This is a genomic window from Kribbella sp. NBC_00709, from assembly GCF_036226565.1.
Classification (GTDB): Bacteria; Actinomycetota; Actinomycetes; order Propionibacteriales; family Kribbellaceae; genus Kribbella.
Genome location: NZ_CP108996.1, coordinates 3,604,171 through 3,627,232, shown reverse-complemented (window position 1 = coordinate 3,627,232; position 23,062 = coordinate 3,604,171). Strand labels below are relative to the sequence as shown.

Sequence of the window (23,062 nt, the reverse complement as noted above, 5' to 3'; positions counted from 1 at the left end):
CGCCGGAGCGCCCCATGACCGACGACTACCAGCAGGCGACACCGACCTCGCACGCCGGTTGAGCCTGCCCGCTCGCAACTGGCACCGCAGCCACTAGAAGAAGCAGCGCGGAACCGACTACGATCAGCAACTTCTTGATCACGATTAGCCCTTTCGAAATAATGCAGAGCCATGCATTGAGTGCTCAATGTCGACGCAGTCTGTATATGGTCGGTTCCAACAAGTTCCGGAGGAGGGATCGTGCTCGAGCCGCTCGGTGTGGATGAAGCCACCTTTGCGGTCTATCACGCGCTCCTCAGCCACCCAGACAGTACGCCTGAGCAGATTGCGACGCTAGTAGATTGCTCAGTGGCTGATGTCCACGAGTTCATGGACATCCTCCGAAAGCTAGACCTCCTGGTCCCGACCTGGACGAACCCCTCCGCCGAGCACGCTGTGCACCCCCGAGTCGGGCTCACCAGTCTGGCTGAGCGTCGCCGGACGGAGCTGAATCGACTGCTCGGGGAACTCAGGGAGGCTGAGGCTTCGGCCGAGGTGATCGCCGAGCAGTACAACGAACTGCTCACAGCCCGCAGCAGCGGGGACGTCGAAGTGCTCAAGGGACGAGCAAACGCGTCACGGCGTATCGAGGAACTCGCCCTCAAGGCGCGGGACACGTTCTGGGTCCTCGCGCCGGCACACATCGAGAACATCGCCGAAGTTGCCGACAACTCACCGGACTTCGACATGCTCGAACGTGGTATCAAGATCAAGACCGTCTACCTCCAGAGCATGGCCGCATCCAAGCAGGCGATCGAGTACGCATCGAAGATGCACCGTCTCGGATGCGAGATCCGGGCCACTCCAACGCTGCCGATGCGACTCCTGATCGTCGATCAGGAGATCGCCATCATGCCGATGGATCCCGATAGCCCGACTGCCGGCGCAGTGATCCACCGCACTCCCGCTGTCGTCTCAGTCGCCATTGCCCTCTTCGACGCCTACTGGTCACGCGGCACCGAGATGTTCGACCCCGACGACCGCGACGACGACGCTCCCCTGACCCCGCACGAGGCCGAGGTACTCCGTCTCCTCGCCGGCGGCGCCAAGGATGAGCAGGTCGCTCGTCTTCTAGGCATCTCCCTCCGGACCGCGCGCCGCATCACCGCCAACCTCTCCGACCGCCTCGACGCCGCCAGCCGCTTCGAACTCGGCGTAGCAGCCGCGAAGCGCGGCTGGGTCTGATCGGATCGGCGGTTGTTCGAGTCGCTCGGTCTCAGCGAGGAGAACGTCGCGGTGTACCGCGCGCTCCTACGGCAGCCGGAACTGATCCGTGACACAAACTCGCAGAGCTCGCGATCGAAGTCGGACTTTCGGAGACGCAGGTCAGTGAGCAACTCGAGCAACTTCGCGAGTTGGGTCTACTCGTTCCACGATGGAGCATCGCGGGGGAAGAATACCCATTGCATCCGGCCGCGGGATTCGATCTCCTCACCAATCGACGACAGCAAGAGATCGACCAACTCACCGGTGCGTTGAATTCCGGCAGAACCGCGGCTGCGCATTTCATTGCCGACTACGGAGATTTTCTGGTCCAGGCAAGACCGGGCGACGTAGAAGTTCTCGAAGGCGAACGGGCATATCAGCGGATGCAGCATTTCCATCCGACAAAGTCAATGTGGGGTATGTTTCCGCCCGATCCGCAGCCCGCACGCGATCCGGAAGAGTCGACGGATACCGAGATACTGAAACGCGGTGTGGATGCGCGGTATCTCATCGTCGAGGCCCAGGTGAAGGCGCCACGAATGCGTGAGTACTTCGACTACATTCGCCGGTACGGCGGACAGGTCCGGGCTGTGCCTGTAGTTCCACTGAAGATGATCATCATCGACGGCGAGGCCGCGGTCGTGGGCATCGACCCGGACCCGGAAGCTTGGTGTGTCTCTGCGGACCGTCCGGAGGATCGCCGCGAAACTGAGTGAGTTGGTGGGGGCTTCGGGGCGGTTTGAGTTGGGGGTTCGGGCGGCGCAGCGGGGGTGGGTGGATTAGCCCCAGTCCCAGGCTCGGGAAAGGGGTGGGTGGGGCGTGGGCAAAGGGGTCTCCTTGGGGTGGTGCTGGAGGAGAGGGGGAAATGGGTGCGCCGCCCGGGCCTCTCGGGAGAAAGTGAAACAGAGGGGGCGGAGCGGGGACAACGGGAGCGGGTGGCCGGGGTAGGTCGTTGACCGCGGGCGGCCACGGGGTGATGAACTACTTACCGGCCTGGACCGGCTGTGGGGGATTTCGGGCAGGAAGGTGCCAGATGGTTGCGGGGAAAGGCGCGGGTGTGGTTTAGTACGCGGCTTTTCGGATGACAACGTCGGTCCCGGGATTTCCCGGGACGCGTGGTCCCCGGGATTTCCCGGGGACGCGTGCGACTCAGACGGTCTTCAGTGCCGCGAGGAGCTTGGTGAGGGAGTCTCGGGCGTCGCCGAACAACAACGTTGTGCGGGGGTCGTAGAGGAGTTCGTTCTCGATGCCGGCGAAGCCGGGGCGCATCGAGCGTTTGAGGAAGATGACTCGTTGGGCCTCGTCGGCGTTCAGGATCGGCATGCCGTAGATCGGGGCCGAGGGGGTGTTGCGGGCGGCGGGATTGACCACGTCGTTGGCGCCGACGACCAGGACGACGTCGGTCGACTTGAAGTCGCCGTTGATGTCGTCCATCTCGCGGAGCTGGTCGTACGGGACCTGGGCCTCGGCGAGCAGGACGTTCATGTGGCCGGGCATGCGGCCGGCCACCGGGTGGATCGCGTAGTCGACCTTCACGCCGCGGGACTGCAGCTCCTCGACCAGGTCCCGCAGGATGTGCTGCGCCTGCGCGACCGCGAGACCGTACCCGGGCACGATGATGACCTTGTTCGCGTACCCGAGCAGGATCGCGACGTCCTCCGGCCCGCCCGAGATCACCGGCCGCTCGGACGCCGTACCGGCGCCCAGCGTCGACCCGCCGCGGATCGCGCCGAAGAGGATGTTGAACACGGACCGCCCCATCGCGTCCGCCATCAGCTTGGTCAGCAACGAACCGGCAGCGCCGACGAGCGTGCCCGCGACCAGGAGCAGCGTGTTGCCCAGCACGTACCCGCCGGCGGCCACGGTCAGACCGGTGAACGCGTTCAGCAACGAGATGACGATCGGTACGTCGGCACCGCCGACGGGCAGCACCAGCATCACACCGATCGCGAGACCGACCAGGCACAGCAGTACGCCGACCCACACGCGCGGATCCGACACCAGCCACACGGACAGCGCCAGACCGCCGAGGATCGACGCGATGAACAGCACCGGGAGCCCCGGGAACGTCACCGGCCGGGTCGTCATCAGCTCCTGCAGCTTGGTGAACGTCACCACCGATCCGGAGAAGCTCACCGCCCCGACCAGGATCGTGAACGCCGAGGCGATCGCCGCCACCGTCGCGTCCGACGAGACCTCGTCGAGCTCGAGCAGCGCGACGAGTGCGGCCGCGCCGCCGCCGACTCCGTTGAACAAGGCAACGAGCTGCGGCATCTGGGTCATCTGGACCCGCCGCGAACCGACCACACCGCCGACGGTGCCGATCGCCAGCGCGATCAGGATCGGCGCCAGGTGGTCCGGCTTGTACGCCGCGAACGTGATGATCACCGCGAGCACAGCACCCGCGGCGCCGATCAGGTTCCCGCTCCGGGCGCTGCGCGGCGACGAGAGTGCCTTCAGCGCGACGATGAAGCAGACCGCGGAGACCAGATAGCCGATCTGGGCCCAGGTGGGGATCACTTGTGCAGCTCCTTCTTGCGAGCCCCCGGGCCTTTGAACATCTCCAGCATGCGGTCGGTGACCACGAACCCGCCGACCATGTTCACGGTCGCGAGTACGACGGCCAGCAGCCCGACGATCACCACGATCACGGAGTCAGCCGCGCCGGTGACGATGATGGCGCCGACCAGGATGACACCGTGGATGGCGTTCGCCCCGGACATCAACGGGGTGTGCAGCGTCGAGGAGACCTTGCTGATCACCTCGACCCCGACGAACGCCGCGAGTACGAAGATCGTGAGTAGGGCGATGGATTCGCTCACGGGAGCTGGCCCTCCAGGAGTTTGCGGGTGGGCTCGTGCAGGACGCTGCCGTCGTGGGTGACGCAGCAGCCGCGGACGATCTCGTCTTCGAAGTCGGGGTCGAAGGCGGCGTTCCGGGTCATCAGGCGGATCAGGTTCGCGATGTTCTGCCCGTAGAGCCGCGAGGCCGGCCCGGCCATCTGCGAAGGCACGTTGGCGCCACCCCACACGAGCGCGTCGCCGATCGTCAGCTCGGTCCCGGCGACGGATCCCTCGACGTTGCCGCCTTGCTCGGACGCCAGGTCGACCACGACCGATCCCGGCTTCATCTGCTCGACCATCGACCGGGTCACGAGGAGCGGCGCGGTACGGCCTGGTACGGCGGCTGTGGTGATGAGCGCGTCCGCTGCCGCGATGTACGGCGTGAGCAGTTCGCGCTGGAGCTGCGCCCGCTCCGGCGTCATCTCGCGGGCATATCCACCGGGGCCGTCCAGCGTTCCCAGTTCGAGCTCGATCGGTACGGCGCCCATCGACGCGATCTCCTCGGCGGCGGCCGTCCGGACGTCGTACGCCTTCACCACCGCGCCGAGGCGCTTGGCGGTGGCGATCGCCTGCAGTCCGGCCACGCCGGCGCCGAGTACGACGACCTGCGCCGGCGGGACGGTGCCGGCCGCGGTCATGTTCAGCGGGAAGAAGCGCGGCAGCCGTTCGGCCGCGACGATCGCGGCGCGGTACCCGGCGACGAGCGCCTGGGAGGACAGCGCGTCCATCGACTGGGCCCGGGAGATCCGCGGGATCAGCTCCATCGCGAACGCGGTCAGCTTGGCCCGCATTGCGGTCCGCACCACATCCGGCGGATTCGTCGGCAGGAACGACATCAGCGCCGTACCGGCGTGCAACCGCTGCAGGCGCTCGCGTTCCAGTGGCTGGACCGACGCCACGATCGTGGCCGCGTGGTCGGCACCCCAGGCCACTTCGGCGCCGGCGTCGCGGTACTGGTCGTCGGAGAACAGCGCGCGCTCACCGGCGGCCGGCTCGACCGCGACCTCGTAGCCGAGCTCGATCAGTTTCGCGACTTGCTCCGGCACCAGAGCGACCCGGCGCTCGGCCGGTCTGGTCTCCCGTACGACTGCGATCTTCACTCGCCGAAACCTATGCCAAACACTGGGTCGCCGGAAAGCCCGGTCACGCCTGGTTCGCCTGGTTCGCCAGGTTCTGGAGCAACAACGCTTCGGCCAGGCAGACCTTGGTGAACTCGGCGAGGTGGAGGCCTTCGTCGATTCCGTGGGCGCGGGTGTCCGGGTCCTCGACGCCGGTGACCAGGATCGCGGCCTCCGGGAAGGCCTGCTGGAACTCGGCGATGAACGGGATCGACCCGCCCATCCCCATGTCGATCGGCTCGACACCCCACGCTTCCTGGAACGCCGAACGCGCCGCTTCGTACCCGGCGCCGCGCGCGTTCACGCTGCACGGCTGACCGGTCTGGCCCTCCGTCACCGTCACCTGCGCACCCCAGGGCGCATTGCGCTCCAGGTGCTCCGCCAGCGCCGCACTGGCCTTCACCGCATCGTCGCCAGGGGCTACCCGCAGGCTCACCTTCGCCCGTGCGACCGGAATGAGGGTGTTGCTGGCCTCAGCCACCGACGGCGCGTCGATGCCGACCACAGAGATCGACGGCCGGGTCCACAGTCGGTCCACCAACGAACCGGTGCCAGTAAGGCGCACAGAGTCGAGTACGGACGACTCCGCGCGCAGCCGGGCCTCCCCATAGTCCACATCGGCTGCCCGCGACGCGTGCAGCCCGTCAACAGCCACATCGCCCTTGTCGTCGTGCAGCGTGGCCAGCAAACGGCACAGTGCGGACAGCGCGTCCGGGATGGGCCCACCGAAGAGACCAGAGTGCACAGCGTGCTCGAGAGTACGGACCTCGACGTACGACTCGACCAGGCCGCGCAGCGAGACGGTCAGGGCCGGCGTACCGACCTCCCAGTTGCCGGAGTCCGCGATCACGATGGCGTCCGCGGCGAGCTCCTCGGAGTACTCGTCGAGCAGCTGCAGCAGGGTCGGCGAGCCGATCTCCTCCTCGCCTTCGACGAACACGGTCACGCCCACCGGCAGATCGTTGCCGAAGGCCCGTACGGCGGCGAGGTGCGCCGCGATCCCGGCCTTGTCGTCGGCCGCACCGCGCCCGTACAGCCGGTCGTCGCGCTCGGTCGGCTCGAACGGATCCGAGGTCCACTGCTCGACCGGTCCGGTCGGCTGGACGTCGTGGTGCGCGTACAGCAGGACGGTCGGCTTCCCTGCCGGGGCCGGCTTCTTCGCGATCACCGCCGGGGCGCCATCGCCCGCGCGCACGATCTTCACCGTGAAGCCCTCGGCCTCGAACAACGCCGCGGTCGCCTCGGCCGACCTCTGGACGTCGGCCGCGCGGGCCGGTTCGTAACTGACCGACGGGATCCGGATGAGGTCCTCGAGGTCGGCACGGACGCTGGGCAGAACGCGGTCGATCGCCGCGGACAGATCGGTCATGCGACAACCGTACGGCGTCCGTTCGCGGAACCGATGCCCGGTGAACCCTCGCGCGTTACTAATTGCCGATTTACTCTGAAATTCTCGTAGGTTTCCGCCCAACCTCCGGAGGTCACCGTGCGTTTTCTCGCCATCTCGACCGCCCTCATCACCACAGCCGCCGCCCTGACGACCGCACTGCCCGCGCACGCCGCGATCAGCTGCGACACCGACACAACCGGCGGGTCCACGTTCTACGACGGACCGTCCGCGTCGAAGAAGTACGACGCCCGGTTCAGCAACAGCGTGAGCATCCCGAACCTCAGCACGTACACCCCGCAAGGCGCGGGCACTTGGTACAACTGGGACGGCTCCGGCAAGAACCTGCTCCTCGTCGCGGCGTACCGCGAAGGCGCCGACTCCGAGATCTACGGCATCGACCCGTCCACCGGCTCCACGGTCGGTGTGGTCGCGATCGCCGAGTCACACGTCGGTGGGATCACTGTGAGCAAGGGCTGGGCGTTCGTGTCCGGTCAGGGCAGCAGCATCCGCAAGTACCGGCTGACCGAGCTACGCGACGCACTGAAGGCAGCGGGTACGCCGTACCTCGCACAGGTCGGTACTGCGCGGGACGTGGCCGGCTCGTCCTTCATGGGAAGCTACGGGGACTCACTGTTCGCCGGCACGTTCAACGACACCGGCCGCGGGACCATGTACGAGTACACGGTCGCCGACGACGGCACGCTGACCACGCAGGCCGGCGCCTGGGAGATCCCGACCAAGACGCAGGGCCTGACGGTCACCGCGAACCACTTCATCTACAGCACGTCGTACGGACGTGGGAACCGCAGCAACATCTATGTGGTGAAGCGCGGCCAGAAGGACCTGGACGCCGCCGCACTGAGCTGCTTCCGCGCCCCGAGCATGACCGAGGGCATCACGGAGTACAACGGGACGGCGTACGTCGTCTACGAGTCCGGCTCACACCTGTACGCACCCGACCCAGCCACCCTGAACGTCATCCCCCGCATGCACAAGGCGTCCGTCTCGTCGCTGACGTCGCTGGTGCCTTAAGGCTTGTACGCCGCGGACTCGAGCACGCTGGTCCGGGTCTTCTCTTCGTCGGCCCGCACCTGGATCCGGAGCAGCGTGCTCCCGTTCACCACCCGGTACTGCTCGACGACGCCCGGATTCGAGTCGCAGGTGTACTGGAAGGTGACCGTCGACTGGCCGGTGTTCGTCGTGCCCGCAGTGCATCCGGCAGGCGCGGTCCCGCTCGACGGCAGCCTGGTCGCGCTCACCAGTCCGAGGAAGACGCCTTCGATCTGCGGGTTGCTCTGCCAGGCGGCCGTGTTCGTGCTCACGACCAGCGCCTGGTTGGAGTCGACGGCCTTCTGCTTCCAGACTCGCGGAACCTCCACCGACAGCGCCTGATCCACCACCTTGATCGGGCGCGTCAGGACGTACCGGTAGCCGCCGTAGCCACCTCCTGCCGCCAGCACCAGAGCAGCGAGCGTGGTGATGACTACGGCACGCCGACCGCGCTTCGGCTTCACAGGGACAGTTGGCTCGTTGGAACTGGACAGTGCGGTCGCCTGGTCGACCGGAGCGGCCGCGGGAGCCGGTGCGGGCATCTCCGCCGCCGGGACCAGCCCAGCCGGGACCTTGCCCGTGGTGTGTGCCTCGCGGAGCGCATTGAGGAAACTGTCGAGGTCAGGCCAGCGCTGATCGCGGTCCGGCTCGAGAGCACGCCGTACGACGACGTCGATCGCGTCCGGTACGTCCTCGCGCAGCGTGGTCATCGACGGCGGCGGTGCGTCGATCTGCATCACCGCACCGAGGCTGGCGACACCATGCGGCGCCTGTCCGGTGAAAGCGGCGTACGCCACCGCGCCAAGCGAGTACAGGTCTGCTCGGTGGTCCAGGCGGTCGCCCATCACCTGCTCCGGCGCGACGTACGCCGGGGTGCCGCCAGGCATCGTGATGCGCGACACCTCGGCCAGCGACTTGCCCAGGCCGAGATCGGACAGCATCGCGCGATCACCGGCGGCCGAGTCGGTGCGGAAGAGCACGTTGGCCGGCTTCACGTCCCGGTGCAGTACGCCGCGCGCGTGCAGGTGCTTCAGGCCGCGGCCGACCTGCGTGATGATCCGGACCGCCTCGCCGAACTCGAGCGGGCCGGCCTTGATCCGGTCCGCCAGCGTGCCGCCGTCGGCGTAGGTGAGCACCATGAACGGGCGCCCGTCGTCGGCCTCGCCGATGTCGTGCACGCCGACGACGTACAGCGAGTCGACCTTGCGCAGGAACCGACCCTCGGCCAGGAAACGACGGCGGACATCCTCGTCCTCGACCCAGTTCTCGGACAGGATCTTGATCGCGACCTCGGCGTCCAGCTGCTCGTCGCGGGCCAGCCAAACGGTCGCGAAACCTCCGGCACCCACCCGGCGGACCAGGGAGTACCGGCCGATCCGGGGTGGCTGGTCCATGGCGCAATTATGCTCGATCCGTCCTGCGACCGGTTCGCTGGAGTGAACTAAGCGGTGTTTACCGACGTCACATCTCCCGACAGCGGGCCCTGAGGCCCGCTCGGCCGTGGTCCGCCGCACGGTCAATACCCGCCCCGTGCCATGACCATGTTCGTGAGGAGATCGCCGATGCGAGTGCAGAACGGCCGCCTGGTCGCCCTCGTCGCAGCTGTCGCCGTTGCCGCCATCGCCGGCGGTGGCGCTCTCGCCTACCGTCAGGGCCCGCAGACCGCCGAAGCCGAGGCGGCCCCGCTCTCCAGCTCCCCGTCCCCCGCCACCGGCAACCCGACGACGAAGCCGACGACCAAACCGGCGGCCACACCGTCCCAGTCGTCGACGCCGGTCAGCACTCCGTCGTCGACCGGACCGGTGAAGACCAAGATCGACCTCAGCAAGCTCCCCACCGGCAGGGCGCCGCAGATCGCGTACCTGACCGGCCGGACGATCCGCGGTGGAGCCGGCGGCGACGTCAAGGTCCCGGGCACTGCCCAGATCCAGGCGGTCGCCCGGCTCGGCTCGTCGGCCTTGGCCGTGGTCACCAAGGGCTACGGCACCGAGATGCTGACCCTCGACACCGACGGCAAGATCACCGGCCGGACCGCCGACGTCACCCAGATCGTCACCACCGACGACGGCCTCGGCGCGGCGTACGTCGGCTCGCGCCTGAAGGACTCCGGTGAGTCGACCGGCGTGACGACGCTCTACGCGCAGCAGGACCAGGGCCGGGCAGAGGTCCAGAAGGTCACCATGCCGAACATCTGGAACGCGACACTGCTGGGCTATCTCAACGGAAAGGTCTACTTCGATGCTTCGACGACCGAGGCCGGGGCCTCCACCCTGTACGAGTGGACGCCCGCTCAGTCGAAGGTGATCACGATCAAGCCGGTCCCGAATGCGATGGCGGTGTCGAGCGTCGGGACAGCGGGTTCGCTGACCACGCTGGCCGACCAGAACAGCTGCAGCAGCCTCCTCACGGTGCCGGCCGGCAAGCGACTGTGGCGCACCTGCGACTACCAGATCGTCGGCTTCACCCCGGACGGCGCCACCGCTATCGCCGGTCCGATGTATCAGGACGGGTACGGCAACGGCATCGCGGCGGTCCTGGACGCGAAGAAGGGCACTCTGCTGCACGAGTGGTCCGGTGTGTTCCGGCAGTGGATCCCGGAGGACGACCAGCACCTGCTCCTGCTCGCCGACAACGGCGAGGAGACGCCGGCGTCGATCATCCGCTGCACCATCTCTACCGGAGCCTGCGAGCTGGCCACGCCGCTCGCCAAGGGCTCTCTGTTGATTGGGGACTGAGTTGACGACTCCGCCGACGCGACAGCACACCGGCCGCCTGATCGCGGCCGTCGCGTCCATCGCAGTGGTTGCGGTAGCCGTTGGCGGGGCCATCGCCTACCGCCAGGGCCCCGAACCGGCCACTACGAGCTACGCCGCACCACTGGGTGGCAGCCCGAGCCTCACACCGTCATCCACGCCGACCCCGACCCCGCCCCCGGTCGTGCCGGCCACGAAGACCCCGCTGGCGAAGCCTTCGCTCACGCCGAGCTCCACTCCCTCGAAGACGCCCCAGCCCCCGTCCGGCCCGGTCGCTCTCGAAGCGGCCAAGCTGACGCAGGGCCAGGTCCCGCAGCACGCCTATCAGTTCAACCGCACGGTGCTCGGCTCCGGCAAGGAGCTGAAGGTCCCCACCAGCGACAGCCTGATGGACGTCGCCCGACTGGGCAGCGGTGTGCTCGCGACGACGGCAGGTGGCGAGTTGCTGAAGGTCGACTCCGCCGGCGCAGTGGTTCGGCGTACGCCGAACGTCATGACCCTCACCGGGACGGCTGATCAGTCGGCCGCGGCGTACGCGACGACCCCGCCTGTGGTCGTCGGACAGCAGACCTACGGCGCGACGCTCTACGCGGACACCGGTGCCTCGCAGAAGTCTCTTGAGCTCCCAGACGTCCAGAGCATCCATGTGCTCGCGTACGCGAAGGGCACGATCTACTACAAGGCATCCGTCAAGGGCGCTGAGCGGACGTTGAAGCTCTATGCCTGGACGCCGGGCGCCGCCAAACCCACTCTGGTGAAGACAGTCACCGGAGACGTGATGGCCGTCTCGAGCGACGGCCGCCTGGCGTCCGCACTGCCTGCGAACAACACCGGCGACGGCTGCTCGACCGTCGTCGAGATCGCCACCGGCAAGAAGCGTTTCAAGACCTGCGACTACCGGATCGCCGGATTCACCCCCGACGGTGCCGTCGCGATCGGCACGCCGGCGTACGGCGACAGCTACTGCAGCAACATCGTCACCGCGCTGGACTCGCGCAGTGGCGCCGTACGGAACCAGTGGAGCGGCTGCTTCTACCGGGCAGTCGCGGAGGACGAACAGCACCTCCTGATGGTCGCGGTGGTGGCCGGCGGCGGTCAGGATCCGAACACCAAGCTCACGGTCGTGCGCTGCACCCTCGACACCGCAGCGTGTGAACGCGCCACCGCAGTCCTCTCCACCAGCCTGATCGACTTCGCCCGGTAGTCTGCTCTGGGCAGATGTCCCTTCATCACAAGGGTTTTCGCGGCAGACTGCGGGTATGACGACGGTTGCTGTCCTGGCTGACATTCATGGCGTGCTGCCTGCGCTGGAAGCGGTGCTGGGCGAAGCGGACGTGCAGGCGGCGGACGCGATCGTGCTGGCCGGGGACATCGCCAGCGGGCCACAGCCGGTGGAGACGCTGGATCTGCTGACATCACTCGGCGATCGGGTGGTGTGGGTGCGGGGCAATGCGGACCGGGAGCTGGTGGAGATGGCTCGGGGGACCTACGACACCGAGCCGCCGGACGCTGTGAGTCCGTGGGCAGCAGAGCAGCTACGGCCGGACCAGGTCGAGCTGCTCGCCCCACTGCCCACCACGGTGACGATCGGAGACGTGCTCTTCTGCCACGCCACTCCACGCGACGACGAGGAGATGGTGCTGGTCGACAGTCCGATCTCCCGGTGGGCCAAGGTGTTCGATGGACTGCCCGATGCCGTCAGGACTGTCGTCTGCGGTCACACCCACATGCCGTTCGCCCGTCAGGTCGATCGGCGGCTCGTGGTGAATGCGGGCAGCATCGGCATGCCGTACGGCGCACCTGGTCCCAGCTGGGCCCTCCTGACCGCAGACGGCGTACAACTGCGTCGATCCGCGCTGGACGCTTCTACGGCTGCGGATCGGATCGTGCGTGAGTCGGCGTACCCAGGGCGGGAGGAATGGGTCGCGGAGTACCTGCTGAACACGTACTCCGACACGGAGGCGCTGGAGGCATTCAGGCCGCGTGCGGAGGGCTGACCGGTTACCGTCAGGGGGTGTTCGCGCGCCGGCGGAAGCATTTCGGGACTCCGGCCGACAAGGCGACGTATGCGACCCTGCATACCGCCTCGTTGGCCAGTCCGCACCTGCGCGAAGGCCTGACTCCCGCAGCAGCAGGTAAAGCGAGCCGCCACCTCAGGGACCTCCTGGGCACGGCGGCCATCGCGATCTGCGACTCGTCCGGCGTACTGGCCTGGGACGGCGTCGGCGGGCCGTACGAGAGCAACCACCGTCGTGACGCCAAGGACCTCGCCGCACCGACGCTCCGCTCCGGCCGTACGGCAGTACTAGGTGCGCATGACGTGGCCTGCGGCGACCCGCAGTGCCCGATCCGTACGGCAGTGGTCGCGCCGATCGTCACCGAGGAGCGCGTGGTCGCCGTACTGGTCGCGTACAGCAACAACACCTCGGCTGCACTGGTCAGAGCGACCGAGGAGGTTGCCCGATGGGTCTCCGGCCAGGTGGAGCTCGCTGAGCTCAACAAGGAACGTACGCGGGCCATGGAGGCCGAACTGCGTGCACTGCGGGCTCAGATCAGCCCGCACTTCATCTACAACGCTCTGGCCGCCATAGCGTCGTTCGTCCGCACAGATCCCGAGCGGGCGCGTGAACTGCTCCTGGAGTTCGCCGACTTCTCCCGGTACGCCCTGCGGCGCGGCGGCGAGTACACCACGCTGGCCGACGAGCTGCGTAACGTGGAGCGCTATCTGGTGCTCGAGCAGGCCCGCTTCGGCGATCGGCTCAAGGTGTCGCTGCAGATCGCGCCAGAGGTGCTGCCGGTGGTCATCCCGTTCCTGGTCGTCCAGCCGCTGGTGGAGAACGCAGTACGGCACGGGCTCGAGGCCGGGGCCGGATCGATCACCATCCGCGCCCGGGACCGGATCAACGAGGCCGAGATCAGCGTGGAGGACGACGGCGCCGGCAGCGACCCCGAGGTGATCCGGGCCGCGCTGTCCGGCGAGACCGGCAGCGACTCGGTCGGCCTCGGCAACGTCGACGCCCGGCTGCGTCAGGTGTACGGCGACACGTACGGGCTGGTCGTGGAGACCGCCGTGGACGCCGGGACGAAGGTAACTTTCCGCATCCCCAAATACTCCTCAGGGGTGCACGCGTCCCCTTAGTGTGAGGGCATGGCCGACACTCCGCTGCGCGCGCTGGTCGCTGACGACGAGGAGCCCGCTCGCGCCGAACTGGTGTACCTGCTCAGCCAGGACCCCCGGATCGGCCCCATCCAGACCGCATCCGACGGCCCGGAGGCACTGAAGATCCTGCAGGCCACCGACCTGGACGTGGTGTTCTGCGACATCAAGATGCCCGGTCTGGACGGCATCGACCTGGCCAGTGTGTTGTCCAAGTTCCGGCAGCCGCGCCCGCGGATCGTTTTCGTCACGGCGTACGACGAACACGCCGTGGCCGCCTTCGACCTCGACGCGGCCGACTACGTCATGAAGCCGGTCCGGGCCGAGCGCCTCGCCGAGGCGGTCCGCCGGGTGGTCACTGCGGGCGCACCGGTCGCGTTGCAGTCGCCGGACGACACCGAGGACGAGACGATCTCGGTCGAGCTGGCCGGCATCACCCGGTTCGTCCAGCGCTCCACGGTCCGGTACGTCGAGGCGCAAGGCGACTACGCCCGCCTGCACACCGGCCAGAACTCGCACCTGGTCCGCATCCCGCTCAGCACCCTCGAGGAACGCTGGCGGGACGCGGGGTTCACGCGGATCCACCGCAGCACGCTGGTCGCTCTGGCGCACATCGACGAGATGCGGGTCGACGGCGGCCGATGCGCGGTCCGGGTCGGCGAGGAGTGGCTCCCGGTCAGCCGACGGCACACCCGTGAACTGCGCGACCTCCTGGTCCGATCGACGTCCCTGCGATGAGCACGCCCGACGGTCCACGGAGGGTTCGCGTCACCAGTCCGCGGACCAGCGCGGCCCGGCGGCCGATCATCCCCACCGGTACCCGCGAGATCGACGAGCAGACCCGGCTCGGCGAGATCTACATGCTGTCGCTGGTGCAGTCCCAGCTCAGGCTCACGCTGGCCGTCATCGGCGGCGTACTGCTCGTCCTCGGCAGCATCCCGCTCCTCTTCTGGCTCGTCCCACCGACCCGCACCCTGTCCGTCCTCGGCCTGCCACTGCCCTGGGTGATCCTCGGCATCCTCGTCTACCCGGTGGTGTACGTCGCCGCACGCATCTACGTCCGCAACGCCGAACGGATCGAAGCGGAGTTCACCGAGTTCGTCGGGCGGCAGTAGATGTCACCAGCCCTGAGTTTGAGCGCGATCGGGCTGGTGGTCGCGGCAACGATCGGGATCGGGCTGTTCGGGTTGCGGATCTCCCGGACCACCAGTGATTTCTACGTTGCCAGCCGTGCGGTCACCCCGCGGTGGAACGCTTCGGCGATCAGCGGTGAGTACCTGTCGGCCGCATCCTTCCTCGGTGTCGCCGGTCTCGTTCTCGTCAACGGCGCCGACATGCTGTGGTTCTCGGTCGGCTACACGGTCGGCTACCTGATGCTGCTGGTCCTGGTCGCGGCTCCCCTGCGCCGGTCCGGTGCCTACACCTTGCCGGACTTCGCCGAGACCCGCTTCGAATCCCCTTTGGTACGGCGGATCTGCGCCGGCCTGGTGGTCGGAATCGGGACGCTCTATCTCCTACCGCAGTTGCACGGAGCCGGTCTCGCCGTCCAAACCGTCACGGGCGCGCCGCCGCAGGTCGGCGCCATGATCGTCGCGGTGATCGTGGTCATCAACGTCGCCGCCGGCGGGATGCGGTCGATCACCTTCGTCCAGGCGTTCCAGTACTGGCTGAAGCTGACAGCGTTGGCGACACCAATCTTCGTCATCCTGCTCGCGTGGCACCAGCCGACCGGAGTACTCGACTCGTTGCACGGTGCGGCCGCGGAATGGGCCGAGCCGTTGTCTCGCGCGGGCGGTCGCGACCACCCGCTGTACGCGACGTACTCGTTGCTCTTGGCCCTTTGTTTCGGCACGATGGGCCTCCCGCACGTCCTGGTCCGCTTCTACACGAATCCGGACGGCCGCGCGGCCCGGCGTACCACGGTCGTCGTGCTCGCGCTGCTCGGCCTGTTCTACCTCTTCCCGCCGATGTACGCCGTACTCGGGCGGACGTTCGCGCCGGACCTGGTGGGGAGCGGCGGAGACACCGTCGTACTCGAGCTGCCGGGGCGAGTTTTCCCTGGTACAGCAGGGGATCTGCTCGGTGCACTGGTTGCAGCGGGCGCATTCGCGGCGTTCCTGTCGACGTCGTCGGGGTTGACTGTCGCGATCGCCGGGGTGATCGATCAGGACCTGTTGCGGAGCCGGTTGCACCAGTGGACCGGCGGTGACTACGTCGCGGTGAACAGCTTCCGGATCGCGGCGCTGATCGCGATGATCGTTCCGTACCTGGCATTCACGGTGACCGGTGCGCTGAGCCTCGCAGACACTGTTGGGCTCGCGTTCGCCCTTGCTGCGTCGACGTTCTGCCCGTTGCTGGTGCTGGGGATCTGGTGGCGGCGGATGTCGACCACGGGCGCCGCGGCCGGGCTGATCGTCGGCGGGATCGCGGCCAGCGCGGCCGCTCTGATCAACGTGGCGGGCGCACCGCACGGCGGTTGGCCGCGGGCGCTCGTCGGACAGCCGGCCGCGTGGACGATGCCACTCGCGTTCGTCACCGTCATCGTCGTCTCGAAGCTCACGCCGGACCGCATCCCGGCCGGAACCGCCCGCAGCATGGTCCGCCTGCACACGCCGGAGGCCGTCGACGTAGATCGCGGACCCGGACCTGCCGCACTGACCAACCGTTCGCCCAGCACCTCGCCCGCGCCTCGCCACGCCTACCGGCCACCGGCGGCCGGGCGTTGATCCGTGGCGGGCGGTCACCGCTCGTCGTGCCGTACCTACCGCTCGTCGCATTCGAGTGATCCACCGGTCGACTGGTCTGCCCGCTGAGCGCTCGATGCGCGCCGGTGCTGTCGCGGCCGCCGTGATCCAGGCCACAGTACGAGCCAGCCGGCCTCTTCCGCCCGGCTCGATCCACCTTGGAGGCTCGCGATGAGTGATACGCGCGATCCGGACCTTACGACGTACCGGGATGTCCAGCTGTCGCCGGACTTCTCCGAACTGCGTCGCCGGTTCCGGCGGTTCGTGTTCCCGATGACAGCGCTGTTCCTGGTCTGGTACTTCGTCTACGTCCTACTGGCCGACTATGCGCACGGCTTCATGTCGCACAAGGTCGGCGGCAACATCACCGTCGCCCTGCTGTTCGGGCTCGGACAGTTCGTGTCGACGTTCGCGATCACGCTGATCTACGTCCGCTGGGCGGACCGCCGGCTCGACCCGGACGCCGAGAAGCTGCGCCACCAGATCGAGGGAGCACCGCAGTGACCGCCCCACTGATGTTGCCATTGGCAACGGACATCGGAAACCCGACCGTCAACATCGTCATCTTCGCGCTGTTCGTGGTAGCCACGCTGGCGATCGTGTTCCGGGCCTCCCGCAACAACAAGACCGCGGCCGACTTCTACGCCGGCGGCCGGTCCTTCACCGGTCCGCAGAACGGCATCGCGATCTCCGGCGACTACCTGTCCGCCGCGTCGTTCCTCGGCATCGCCGGCGCGATCGCCCTCAACGGGTACGACGGCTTCCTGTACTCGATCGGCTTCCTGGTCGCCTGGCTAGTTGCACTGCTACTAGTTGCTGAGCTACTACGGAACACCGGTCGCTTCACGATGGCCGACGTCCTGTCGTTCCGGCTCAAGCAGCGGCCGGTCCGGATGGCGGCCGCGATCTCGACCCTCGTCGTCTGCTTCTTCTACCTGCTGGCGCAGATGGCCGGCGCCGGCGGCCTGGTCGCCCTGCTGCTCGGAGTCAGCCACCGGGCCGGACAGAGCATCGTGATCGCCGTGGTCGGCATCCTGATGATCACCTACGTCCTGGTCGGCGGCATGAAGGGCACCACCTGGGTGCAGATCGTCAAGGCCGTGCTGCTGGTCATCGGCGCCGGAATCATGACGCTCTGGGTGCTCGCGAAGTACACCTTCAACCTGTCCAGCCTGCTCGGCGCAGCGGTCGACAAGAGCCCGGCCGCCGGCGAGAAGCTGCTATCGCCGGGCCTGCAGTACGGCGTCACGGGCGTCACCAAACTGGACTTCATCTCACTGGCGCTCGCTCTGGTGCTCGGCACCGCCGGCCTGCCGCACGTGCTGATGCGCTTCTACACGGTCCCGGACTCCAAGGAAGCCCGGCGGAGCGTCAGCTGGGCAATCTGGATCATCGGCATCTTCTACCTGTTCACGCTGGTCCTCGGGTACGGCGCTGCCGCGATCGTCGGCCCGGACCGGATCAAGGCCGCACCTGGCAAGGCGAACTCGGCCGCGCCACTGCTCGCCTTCGAACTCGGCGGTGAGGTCCTGCTCGGCGTCATCTCCGCGGTCGCCTTCGCCACCATCCTCGCCGTGGTGGCCGGGTTGACGATCACCGCGAGTACGTCGTTCGCGCACGACATCTACGGCCAGATCATCAAGAAGGGCCAGATCAGCGGCGACGGCGAGGTCCGCGTGGCGCGGTACACCGCGGTCGTGATCGGCATCGTCGCGATCATCGGCGGCATCTTCGCGAACGGCCAGAACATCGCGTTCCTGGTGGCACTAGCGTTCGCGGTCGCGGCGAGTGCGAACCTGCCGACGATCCTGTACTCGCTGTTCTGGCGGCGCTTCAACACCCGTGGTGCGCTCTGGAGCATCTACGGCGGCCTGGCCTCGACGATCATCCTGATCGTGTTCAGCCCGGTCGTCTCCGGCAAGGTCGACGCCAAAACCCACGCCAGCCTGTCGATGATCACCGACACCGGCATCGACTTCCACTGGTTCCCGCTGGACAACCCCGGCATCGTCACCATCCCGCTGGCCTTCTTCCTCGGCTGGCTGGGAACCATCACCAGCAAGGAGCCGGTCGACGTCGACCGCTTCGCCGAAATGGAAGTCCGCTCCCTCACCGGCGCCGGCGCCGAGAAGGCGATCCACCACTAAGACCTGTCAGGCAGGCCCTGCTGAATCGACGCGGACCTGCCTGACAGCCCCAACTCCGGGCGGCCAGGTAGGCGAGTACCTGACCGCCCGGCCGCATGTCCCGCCGAACCGCCATCAGTTCCAGACGCGCGGAGACAGCAGGCTGGTTCGGTCGATCGGCGGCAAGCCGTCGTCGAGTTCCCGCAGGCGGCGATACACGTCGCGCATCGCCGCCTTGTCCGGCAGGTATATTCCGCCGGCGGCGCGCTCCAGAACGGTCAGAGTTCCGATGAGCATGATCGATCCGACGTCCCGGCCGGCAGCTCGCATCCTCTGCAGGCGTTGGATCTCCGCCGTGGCCTGGATCGCACCTCTTCCGTCATCGACGAGCACGGTGACGGTCTCGCCCGCTTCGGCCGCAACCACCGCGTGCGCGATCACCATCGTTTCGCCTAGGTCCTTCGAGTTCGCCATCCGCTCCTGCATGTGCAGGCCGGTCAGCCGATGGACTGCGGCCGCGAGCTCCGGCGTGAGGTCGTCGGACAGGATCTGCATCCATCGCTCGGCCAGCTTGAGCCACACCAGTCGGCCGCACTGAAGCGCGGATCCTGTCTGGCCTTGCGAAGCACCTCCTGTTGCACCGTCTCCGGAGCACTGAGAGCGCCGAGCGTGCCGATCAACAGGCGCTCCTTGTTGATCGACAGGAAGTTCAGACCAAGGCCGGCATCAATGATCGGCCGACGGCTCATCGATCGTGCCGCCGTTGGCCCGGGCCGGGCTCACTCGACGCATCGCCGTCGTCCAGGTCCGACAGATCTATGTCCACCTCAGGAAGATCGTCGGCCGCGGTCCAGGCGACTGTCGGCTGATGGGGAACGACGTCGGCTTCGCGCAGCTCCAGCTCCACGTCATCGAGGCTGATCCCGCGAAGCGTGGCGATGGCCCGCGCCGGAAGCACACCCTCGATATAGCCGCTGACAGCTCGCGCGAGCAGCCGCTGCGGTGCCCTGCGCTGATCCGCGTCCGCTTGCAGGACGTGATAGTGATCGGTCCATCCGAAGCGGACCGCCAACTGCGGCGTGCTCCAGCGCTTCCAGTCCTCCTTGACGGAGGTGCCGATGAACTTGCCCTGATGCAAGGCGATCGCGGCCAGCGCCGGTGACACCAAGAACCGTTGAGCGATCGAGGACAGAGTTGCCAGGCTGGAAGGATCGCGATCGTCGAGGAATTGTGCCAATCCTGCTTGCGGGATCAGCAGGTGCCGAGCGAACGCATCGGCCCGTCTCTCGATCGGAGTCCGCGCACTCCAATCGCCGGAGCTCTCGTCCACCCAGTCCCCGAACAGCACGTGCCCGAGCTCGTGAGCGAGTGTGCTGCGTTGGCGCATCGGATTCAGAGTCCGGGCAACGCCGATGAACACCGCACCGCGTTTCGGATCACGCATCGTCATGCCGTGCTCGTCCGGCCCGGCGTGGAGCACCGCGACGTCGAGTCCCGTCGCCTGCTCGATGATCGCAACCAGATCGCCGAGCGGCTGTACGCCCAGGTGATGCTGCGCACGGAACTGCTCGGCCGCTGCCTGCCCATCCAGCTCGGCGTTCATCAGCTGGCTTCCGGATCCAGCCGCGGCTGGAATCGCCTGATCATCCAGGTAGCTGTCCAGCTCCAGGAAATGCAGCAACGCTTGACGCATTGCGTCCATGCCAGAGTCGTTGGTCGCACGTGCCGCGCACTGCGCTCGGTCAGCCACCAGGCTCGTCCCCGTCAGCTGCGCGACGGTGTGACCTGTCGCTTGCGCGATCAACACGATCTCGGGCAGTTTCGCCACGCGATCACCAGCGATGATCCGCGAAAGGGTCGACTGCGAGATCCCAGTCGCATCGGCGAGCCCCCGCTGACTCAGGCCAGCGGCTTCAAGGGCAGCCTCGATCAACACACCGACATTGACTGCAGACATCGCGCCTTCACCTCCCTGAATCACACATCGCTGATGTGATTCAGTGTAGACAAGATCCATCCAATCGCCAATCGACCTGCAGTTTCACGCCAGCGCGCGGGGCCGGGCGGTCGATCACAGTTCCCTCGACCGACACCGACCACGGGGCACTCACACGCACGGGCAATGCGGCAACGGCGACGCCGCGCGGGTTGACCGTAGTGCTCAGAGGTTGAGGGTGGGCCAGAGTTTGTAGAAGGCGTTGCGGGAGGTGTTGCCTCGGTGTTCTTCGGTGGCGTGGAGGCGGCCGAAGGTGAAGGGGTTGCCGCCGTCGGCGAAGACTTCCAGGGCCAGCTGGTGGAGGAGGTCGCGGGAGACGACGGAGTCCTGGTGTTCGCCGAGGATTTCCTGGACCTGTTCGGCGCTCCCCGCCAGCGCGCCGGCTTCGTCGCCGAGGACAGGTACGGCAGACTCCGCGGCGTACCGGAGGCGCTTGGCGGCCTTGCGGACCTCATGGAGCTCGTGGTCCTGCTCAGCAACGCTCGGAGCGGTCTCGGACCGGCGCACCGCCTTGCGCATCCGTTTGCGGTCGTGGTCGAGGAGGTCGCCGATCTGCTTGCTCGCCTTGCGATCGTCGCCCGTGACCGGCGGCTTCGCGATCAGTTCGTCGAGGGTGTCGAGGAGCCGGAAGTACCGCTCACTCTCGAGTGCCGCGAGCGCGCCCGCGCGCCCGTCCTTGTAGACCCGGCGCAGATGGTCGTCGATCCGCCCGGCGACGCGGCCCATCACGAGTTCGACCGGCTGCTCCGCGACCTCGGCCGCGAAATGCTCGCGCTGGACTTCCGCATCCCGCGCCACGCCGAGCTCAGCCGCGAGCCACTTCAGTTCGGCCCGGATCTCGTCGCCGGCCGCGCGGTCGATCACCGGACGGTACGTCGCCAGCGCCGACCGCAGCCGCCGCGTCGCGACCCGGAACTTGTGGATCGAGTCCGGGACATCCCGCCGTACCTCGGGGTCCCGCTCGTGGATCGCCTTCACCTGTGCGCCGGCGTACGCGCGGAACAGGTCCGAGGTCAGAGGCTTCTTCGGCAAACTGAACGAGTCGGACGACGGCACCCGGTTGCCGAGCGCCCGGGCCAGCTTGCTCGGGCCGCCGGCGGGACGCGCACCGGCCGACTTCAACAGCTCACCGGCGTCCTCGAGCAGCGGCTTGTCGCCGCCGACGAGCTCGACCTCCCACTCGCGCCAGCTCTCCGGCTCCCCATCCTCGACCGTCGCGGTCACGTGGTCGTCGGCGAGCTCCGCGAGTACGGCGCCGTCCGCGTCGAGCAGGCGATGTACGACGCGCCTGGTCTGCAACATCACGACCGGCGCGAGCGCGTGATCGCGCACGTAGACCCGAACCGTCCGCACGACCGCGATCGGCACGCCGCGCACCGACCGCCCGAGCGGGTGGTGCACCTCCAGCCGCTCACCCGACGACAACGGGAACTTCACGTGCCACCCGTCGTCCTCACCACCGGTACGCCGGCGCAAGGTCACCTTGTTCGCGGCGAGATCGAGGTCGGGGGTGTCGTAGTACACCGCCTCCAACTGCAGCTCGACCGGTTGGGCAACGCTGGCGACCCCGGGCAGCTCGTGCAGCGCAGGCAGGATCACGCTGTCGTCGACGTCGTACTTCGTCTCGATCTCGAGCTGCTCAGTGGGGGACATACCCACTTGTTTACCAGGCGTTCATGAATTGGTCAGGTGAGTGCGCGGAGATCATCGACCAGTCGTTGCAGGTCGCGGTCCTCGATGCCGTTGACCGTCGGGCGGATCTGCCTGCGCTGGTTGCGATTCAGCGCCCGGCAGACCGCGCCGACGAGCACGAGTAAGGCGATCATGTCCGACCGACCCCCTTGAAGAACGTGTAGTGGAATGTGCCGCCGGGCTCGGCGGTCTTCTCCAGGTCGCGGATGCCCGCGTCCCATTCGGCCTCGGTCCGCAGTCCGGCTGCGATCGCGCGGTCGCGGACGGACTCGACCATCGCGATGAATGTCTTCCGGGTGAACCCGTCGACCAGGTGCGGGAGGGTCTGGTCGGCGTACACGGTGCGCGGCTCGACCTGGACGTCGTCGTACCCTGCCTGCTGGAGGAGTGGCTGGAGCCGCCGGCCGATGAGCGAGTCGCCGCCCACCTCGGCCTGGAGGTCGATGAGACAGTCGACGGCGACCTGGGCCCGCGTACTGCGCGGGTGGTAGAAGGCGGAGCCGTGGTCGCCTTCGATCACCGTGATGGTGCCGCCGGGGTTGAGAAGGTCGCGCAGCCTTACGAGCGCCTGAGACGGGTTCACCAGATGCTCGAGCACGAAGCAGACGAAGACGTGGTCGAACTTCTCGTCGGGCAGGTCGTAGAGATCCGCGTGACGCCAGTCGACCGTCGCCTCCGGGGCGTGCTGAGCGACGCGGGCCTTGGCCCGGGCGAGCGAGTCTTCCGAGACATCGACCGAAACCAGCTCGATGCCGGGGCTCCGGGTCACGAGCTGCACCGTCTGCGCGCCCACGCCGCAGCCCGCTTCGAGCACCCGGCTGCCGGCCGGGTAGGTGGTGCCGCCGTGCAGCAGGTCGGCCAGCGTTCCGGCCTGGTCCGACAAGCGGCGGGTCTCCGCGGGGGTGTACCCGTGGACGTAGTCAGTTCCCATATCTCTACGATCCCGCC

22 protein-coding genes are annotated in these 23,062 nt (G+C 67.6%); 12 read left to right on the top strand and 10 right to left on the bottom strand.

The window, feature by feature from the left end; translation table 11 throughout:
• The first annotated feature begins 240 nt into the window (after positions 1-240).
• Both OHA18_RS17865 and OHA18_RS17860 read left to right on the top strand, forming a co-directional pair.
• The gene (locus OHA18_RS17865; protein ID WP_329005240.1) at positions 241-1,224 is read left to right on the top strand and encodes a helix-turn-helix transcriptional regulator; all 984 of its coding nucleotides are present in this window, start codon (positions 241-243) and stop codon (positions 1,222-1,224) included.
• 218 nt (positions 1,225-1,442) lie between these two features.
• On the top strand, positions 1,443-1,961 hold the full coding sequence (locus OHA18_RS17860; protein ID WP_329005239.1) for a hypothetical protein: 519 nt from the start codon (positions 1,443-1,445) through the stop codon (positions 1,959-1,961).
• A gap of 433 nt (positions 1,962-2,394) precedes the next feature.
• On the opposite strand, the gene OHA18_RS17855 is transcribed toward OHA18_RS17860, so the two are convergent.
• From OHA18_RS17855 to OHA18_RS17840, 4 genes are read right to left on the bottom strand one after another with little or no spacing between them, the layout of a single operon-like run.
• Positions 2,395-3,765 carry an NAD(P)(+) transhydrogenase (Re/Si-specific) subunit beta gene (locus tag OHA18_RS17855; protein WP_329005238.1) on the bottom strand — a complete coding sequence of 457 codons (1,371 nt, stop codon included), beginning with the start codon at positions 3,763-3,765 and terminating at the stop codon, positions 2,395-2,397.
• Positions 3,762-4,067: an NAD(P) transhydrogenase subunit alpha gene (locus OHA18_RS17850; protein ID WP_329005237.1), complete on the bottom strand. Its 306-nt coding sequence runs from the start codon at positions 4,065-4,067 to the stop codon at positions 3,762-3,764. Before OHA18_RS17850 ends, OHA18_RS17855 begins: the two co-directional genes overlap by 4 nt.
• Positions 4,064-5,188 (bottom strand): NAD(P) transhydrogenase subunit alpha, encoded by a 1,125-nt coding sequence (locus OHA18_RS17845; RefSeq protein WP_329005236.1) that lies wholly within the window; start codon positions 5,186-5,188, stop codon positions 4,064-4,066. The genes OHA18_RS17850 and OHA18_RS17845 overlap by 4 nt, the downstream gene beginning before the upstream one ends.
• Before the next feature lie 43 nt (positions 5,189-5,231).
• The gene (locus OHA18_RS17840; RefSeq protein WP_329005235.1) at positions 5,232-6,575 is read right to left on the bottom strand and encodes a dipeptidase; all 1,344 of its coding nucleotides are present in this window, start codon (positions 6,573-6,575) and stop codon (positions 5,232-5,234) included.
• Between the two features lie 117 nt (positions 6,576-6,692).
• Here OHA18_RS17840 and OHA18_RS17835 point away from each other — a divergent pair, with 117 nt between their 5' ends.
• Entirely contained in the window at positions 6,693-7,628 is a 936-nt protein-coding gene (locus OHA18_RS17835) for a hypothetical protein (protein ID WP_329005234.1), read from the top strand.
• On the opposite strand, the gene OHA18_RS17830 is transcribed toward OHA18_RS17835, so the two are convergent.
• Positions 7,625-9,040, bottom strand: coding sequence for a serine/threonine-protein kinase (locus tag OHA18_RS17830; protein WP_329005233.1), 1,416 nt, complete (start codon positions 9,038-9,040; stop codon positions 7,625-7,627). The genes OHA18_RS17835 and OHA18_RS17830 overlap by 4 nt on opposite strands.
• Before the next feature lie 168 nt (positions 9,041-9,208).
• Here OHA18_RS17830 and OHA18_RS17825 point away from each other — a divergent pair, with 168 nt between their 5' ends.
• From OHA18_RS17825 to OHA18_RS17785, 9 genes are all read left to right on the top strand, one after another.
• Positions 9,209-10,381: a hypothetical protein gene (locus OHA18_RS17825; protein ID WP_329005232.1), complete on the top strand. Its 1,173-nt coding sequence runs from the start codon at positions 9,209-9,211 to the stop codon at positions 10,379-10,381.
• A gap of 1 nt (position 10,382) precedes the next feature.
• Complete coding sequence (locus tag OHA18_RS17820; RefSeq protein WP_329005231.1) at positions 10,383-11,603, top strand: hypothetical protein; 1,221 nt, start codon at positions 10,383-10,385, stop codon at positions 11,601-11,603.
• A 55-nt stretch (positions 11,604-11,658) separates the two neighbouring features.
• Positions 11,659-12,396, top strand: a complete 738-nt coding sequence (locus OHA18_RS17815; RefSeq protein WP_329005230.1) for a metallophosphoesterase family protein — start codon at positions 11,659-11,661, stop codon at positions 12,394-12,396.
• Between the two features lie 17 nt (positions 12,397-12,413).
• A complete protein-coding gene (locus OHA18_RS17810; protein ID WP_329005229.1) occupies positions 12,414-13,538 on the top strand; it encodes a histidine kinase in 1,125 nt (374 codons plus the stop codon).
• A gap of 9 nt (positions 13,539-13,547) precedes the next feature.
• Positions 13,548-14,294, top strand: coding sequence for a LytR/AlgR family response regulator transcription factor (locus OHA18_RS17805; RefSeq protein WP_329005228.1), 747 nt, complete (start codon positions 13,548-13,550; stop codon positions 14,292-14,294).
• Positions 14,291-14,671 (top strand): hypothetical protein, encoded by a 381-nt coding sequence (locus tag OHA18_RS17800; protein WP_329005227.1) that lies wholly within the window; start codon positions 14,291-14,293, stop codon positions 14,669-14,671. The genes OHA18_RS17805 and OHA18_RS17800 overlap by 4 nt, the downstream gene beginning before the upstream one ends.
• Positions 14,672-16,282: a sodium/solute symporter gene (locus OHA18_RS17795; protein ID WP_329005226.1), complete on the top strand. Its 1,611-nt coding sequence runs from the start codon at positions 14,672-14,674 to the stop codon at positions 16,280-16,282.
• Positions 16,283-16,471: 189 nt separating this feature from the next.
• On the top strand, positions 16,472-16,804 hold the full coding sequence (locus OHA18_RS17790) for a DUF485 domain-containing protein (protein ID WP_329005225.1): 333 nt from the start codon (positions 16,472-16,474) through the stop codon (positions 16,802-16,804).
• Between the two features lie 11 nt (positions 16,805-16,815).
• Positions 16,816-18,447 carry a solute symporter family protein gene (locus OHA18_RS17785; protein WP_329006130.1) on the top strand — a complete coding sequence of 544 codons (1,632 nt, stop codon included), beginning with the start codon at positions 16,816-16,818 and terminating at the stop codon, positions 18,445-18,447.
• A 114-nt stretch (positions 18,448-18,561) separates the two neighbouring features.
• On the opposite strand, the gene OHA18_RS17780 is transcribed toward OHA18_RS17785, so the two are convergent.
• The 5 genes from OHA18_RS17780 to OHA18_RS17760 form a co-directional block, all read right to left on the bottom strand.
• The gene (locus OHA18_RS17780; RefSeq protein WP_329005224.1) at positions 18,562-19,008 is read right to left on the bottom strand and encodes a hypothetical protein; all 447 of its coding nucleotides are present in this window, start codon (positions 19,006-19,008) and stop codon (positions 18,562-18,564) included.
• A gap of 163 nt (positions 19,009-19,171) precedes the next feature.
• Entirely contained in the window at positions 19,172-20,383 is a 1,212-nt protein-coding gene (locus tag OHA18_RS17775) for an XRE family transcriptional regulator (protein WP_329005223.1), read from the bottom strand.
• Between the two features lie 204 nt (positions 20,384-20,587).
• Positions 20,588-22,075 carry a CYTH and CHAD domain-containing protein gene (locus OHA18_RS17770; RefSeq protein ID WP_329005222.1) on the bottom strand — a complete coding sequence of 496 codons (1,488 nt, stop codon included), beginning with the start codon at positions 22,073-22,075 and terminating at the stop codon, positions 20,588-20,590.
• Between the two features lie 32 nt (positions 22,076-22,107).
• Positions 22,108-22,248, bottom strand: a complete 141-nt coding sequence (locus OHA18_RS17765; protein ID WP_329005221.1) for a hypothetical protein — start codon at positions 22,246-22,248, stop codon at positions 22,108-22,110.
• On the bottom strand, positions 22,245-23,045 hold the full coding sequence (locus OHA18_RS17760; protein WP_329005220.1) for a methyltransferase: 801 nt from the start codon (positions 23,043-23,045) through the stop codon (positions 22,245-22,247). Before OHA18_RS17760 ends, OHA18_RS17765 begins: the two co-directional genes overlap by 4 nt.
• Between the last annotated feature and the right edge of the window lie 17 nt (positions 23,046-23,062).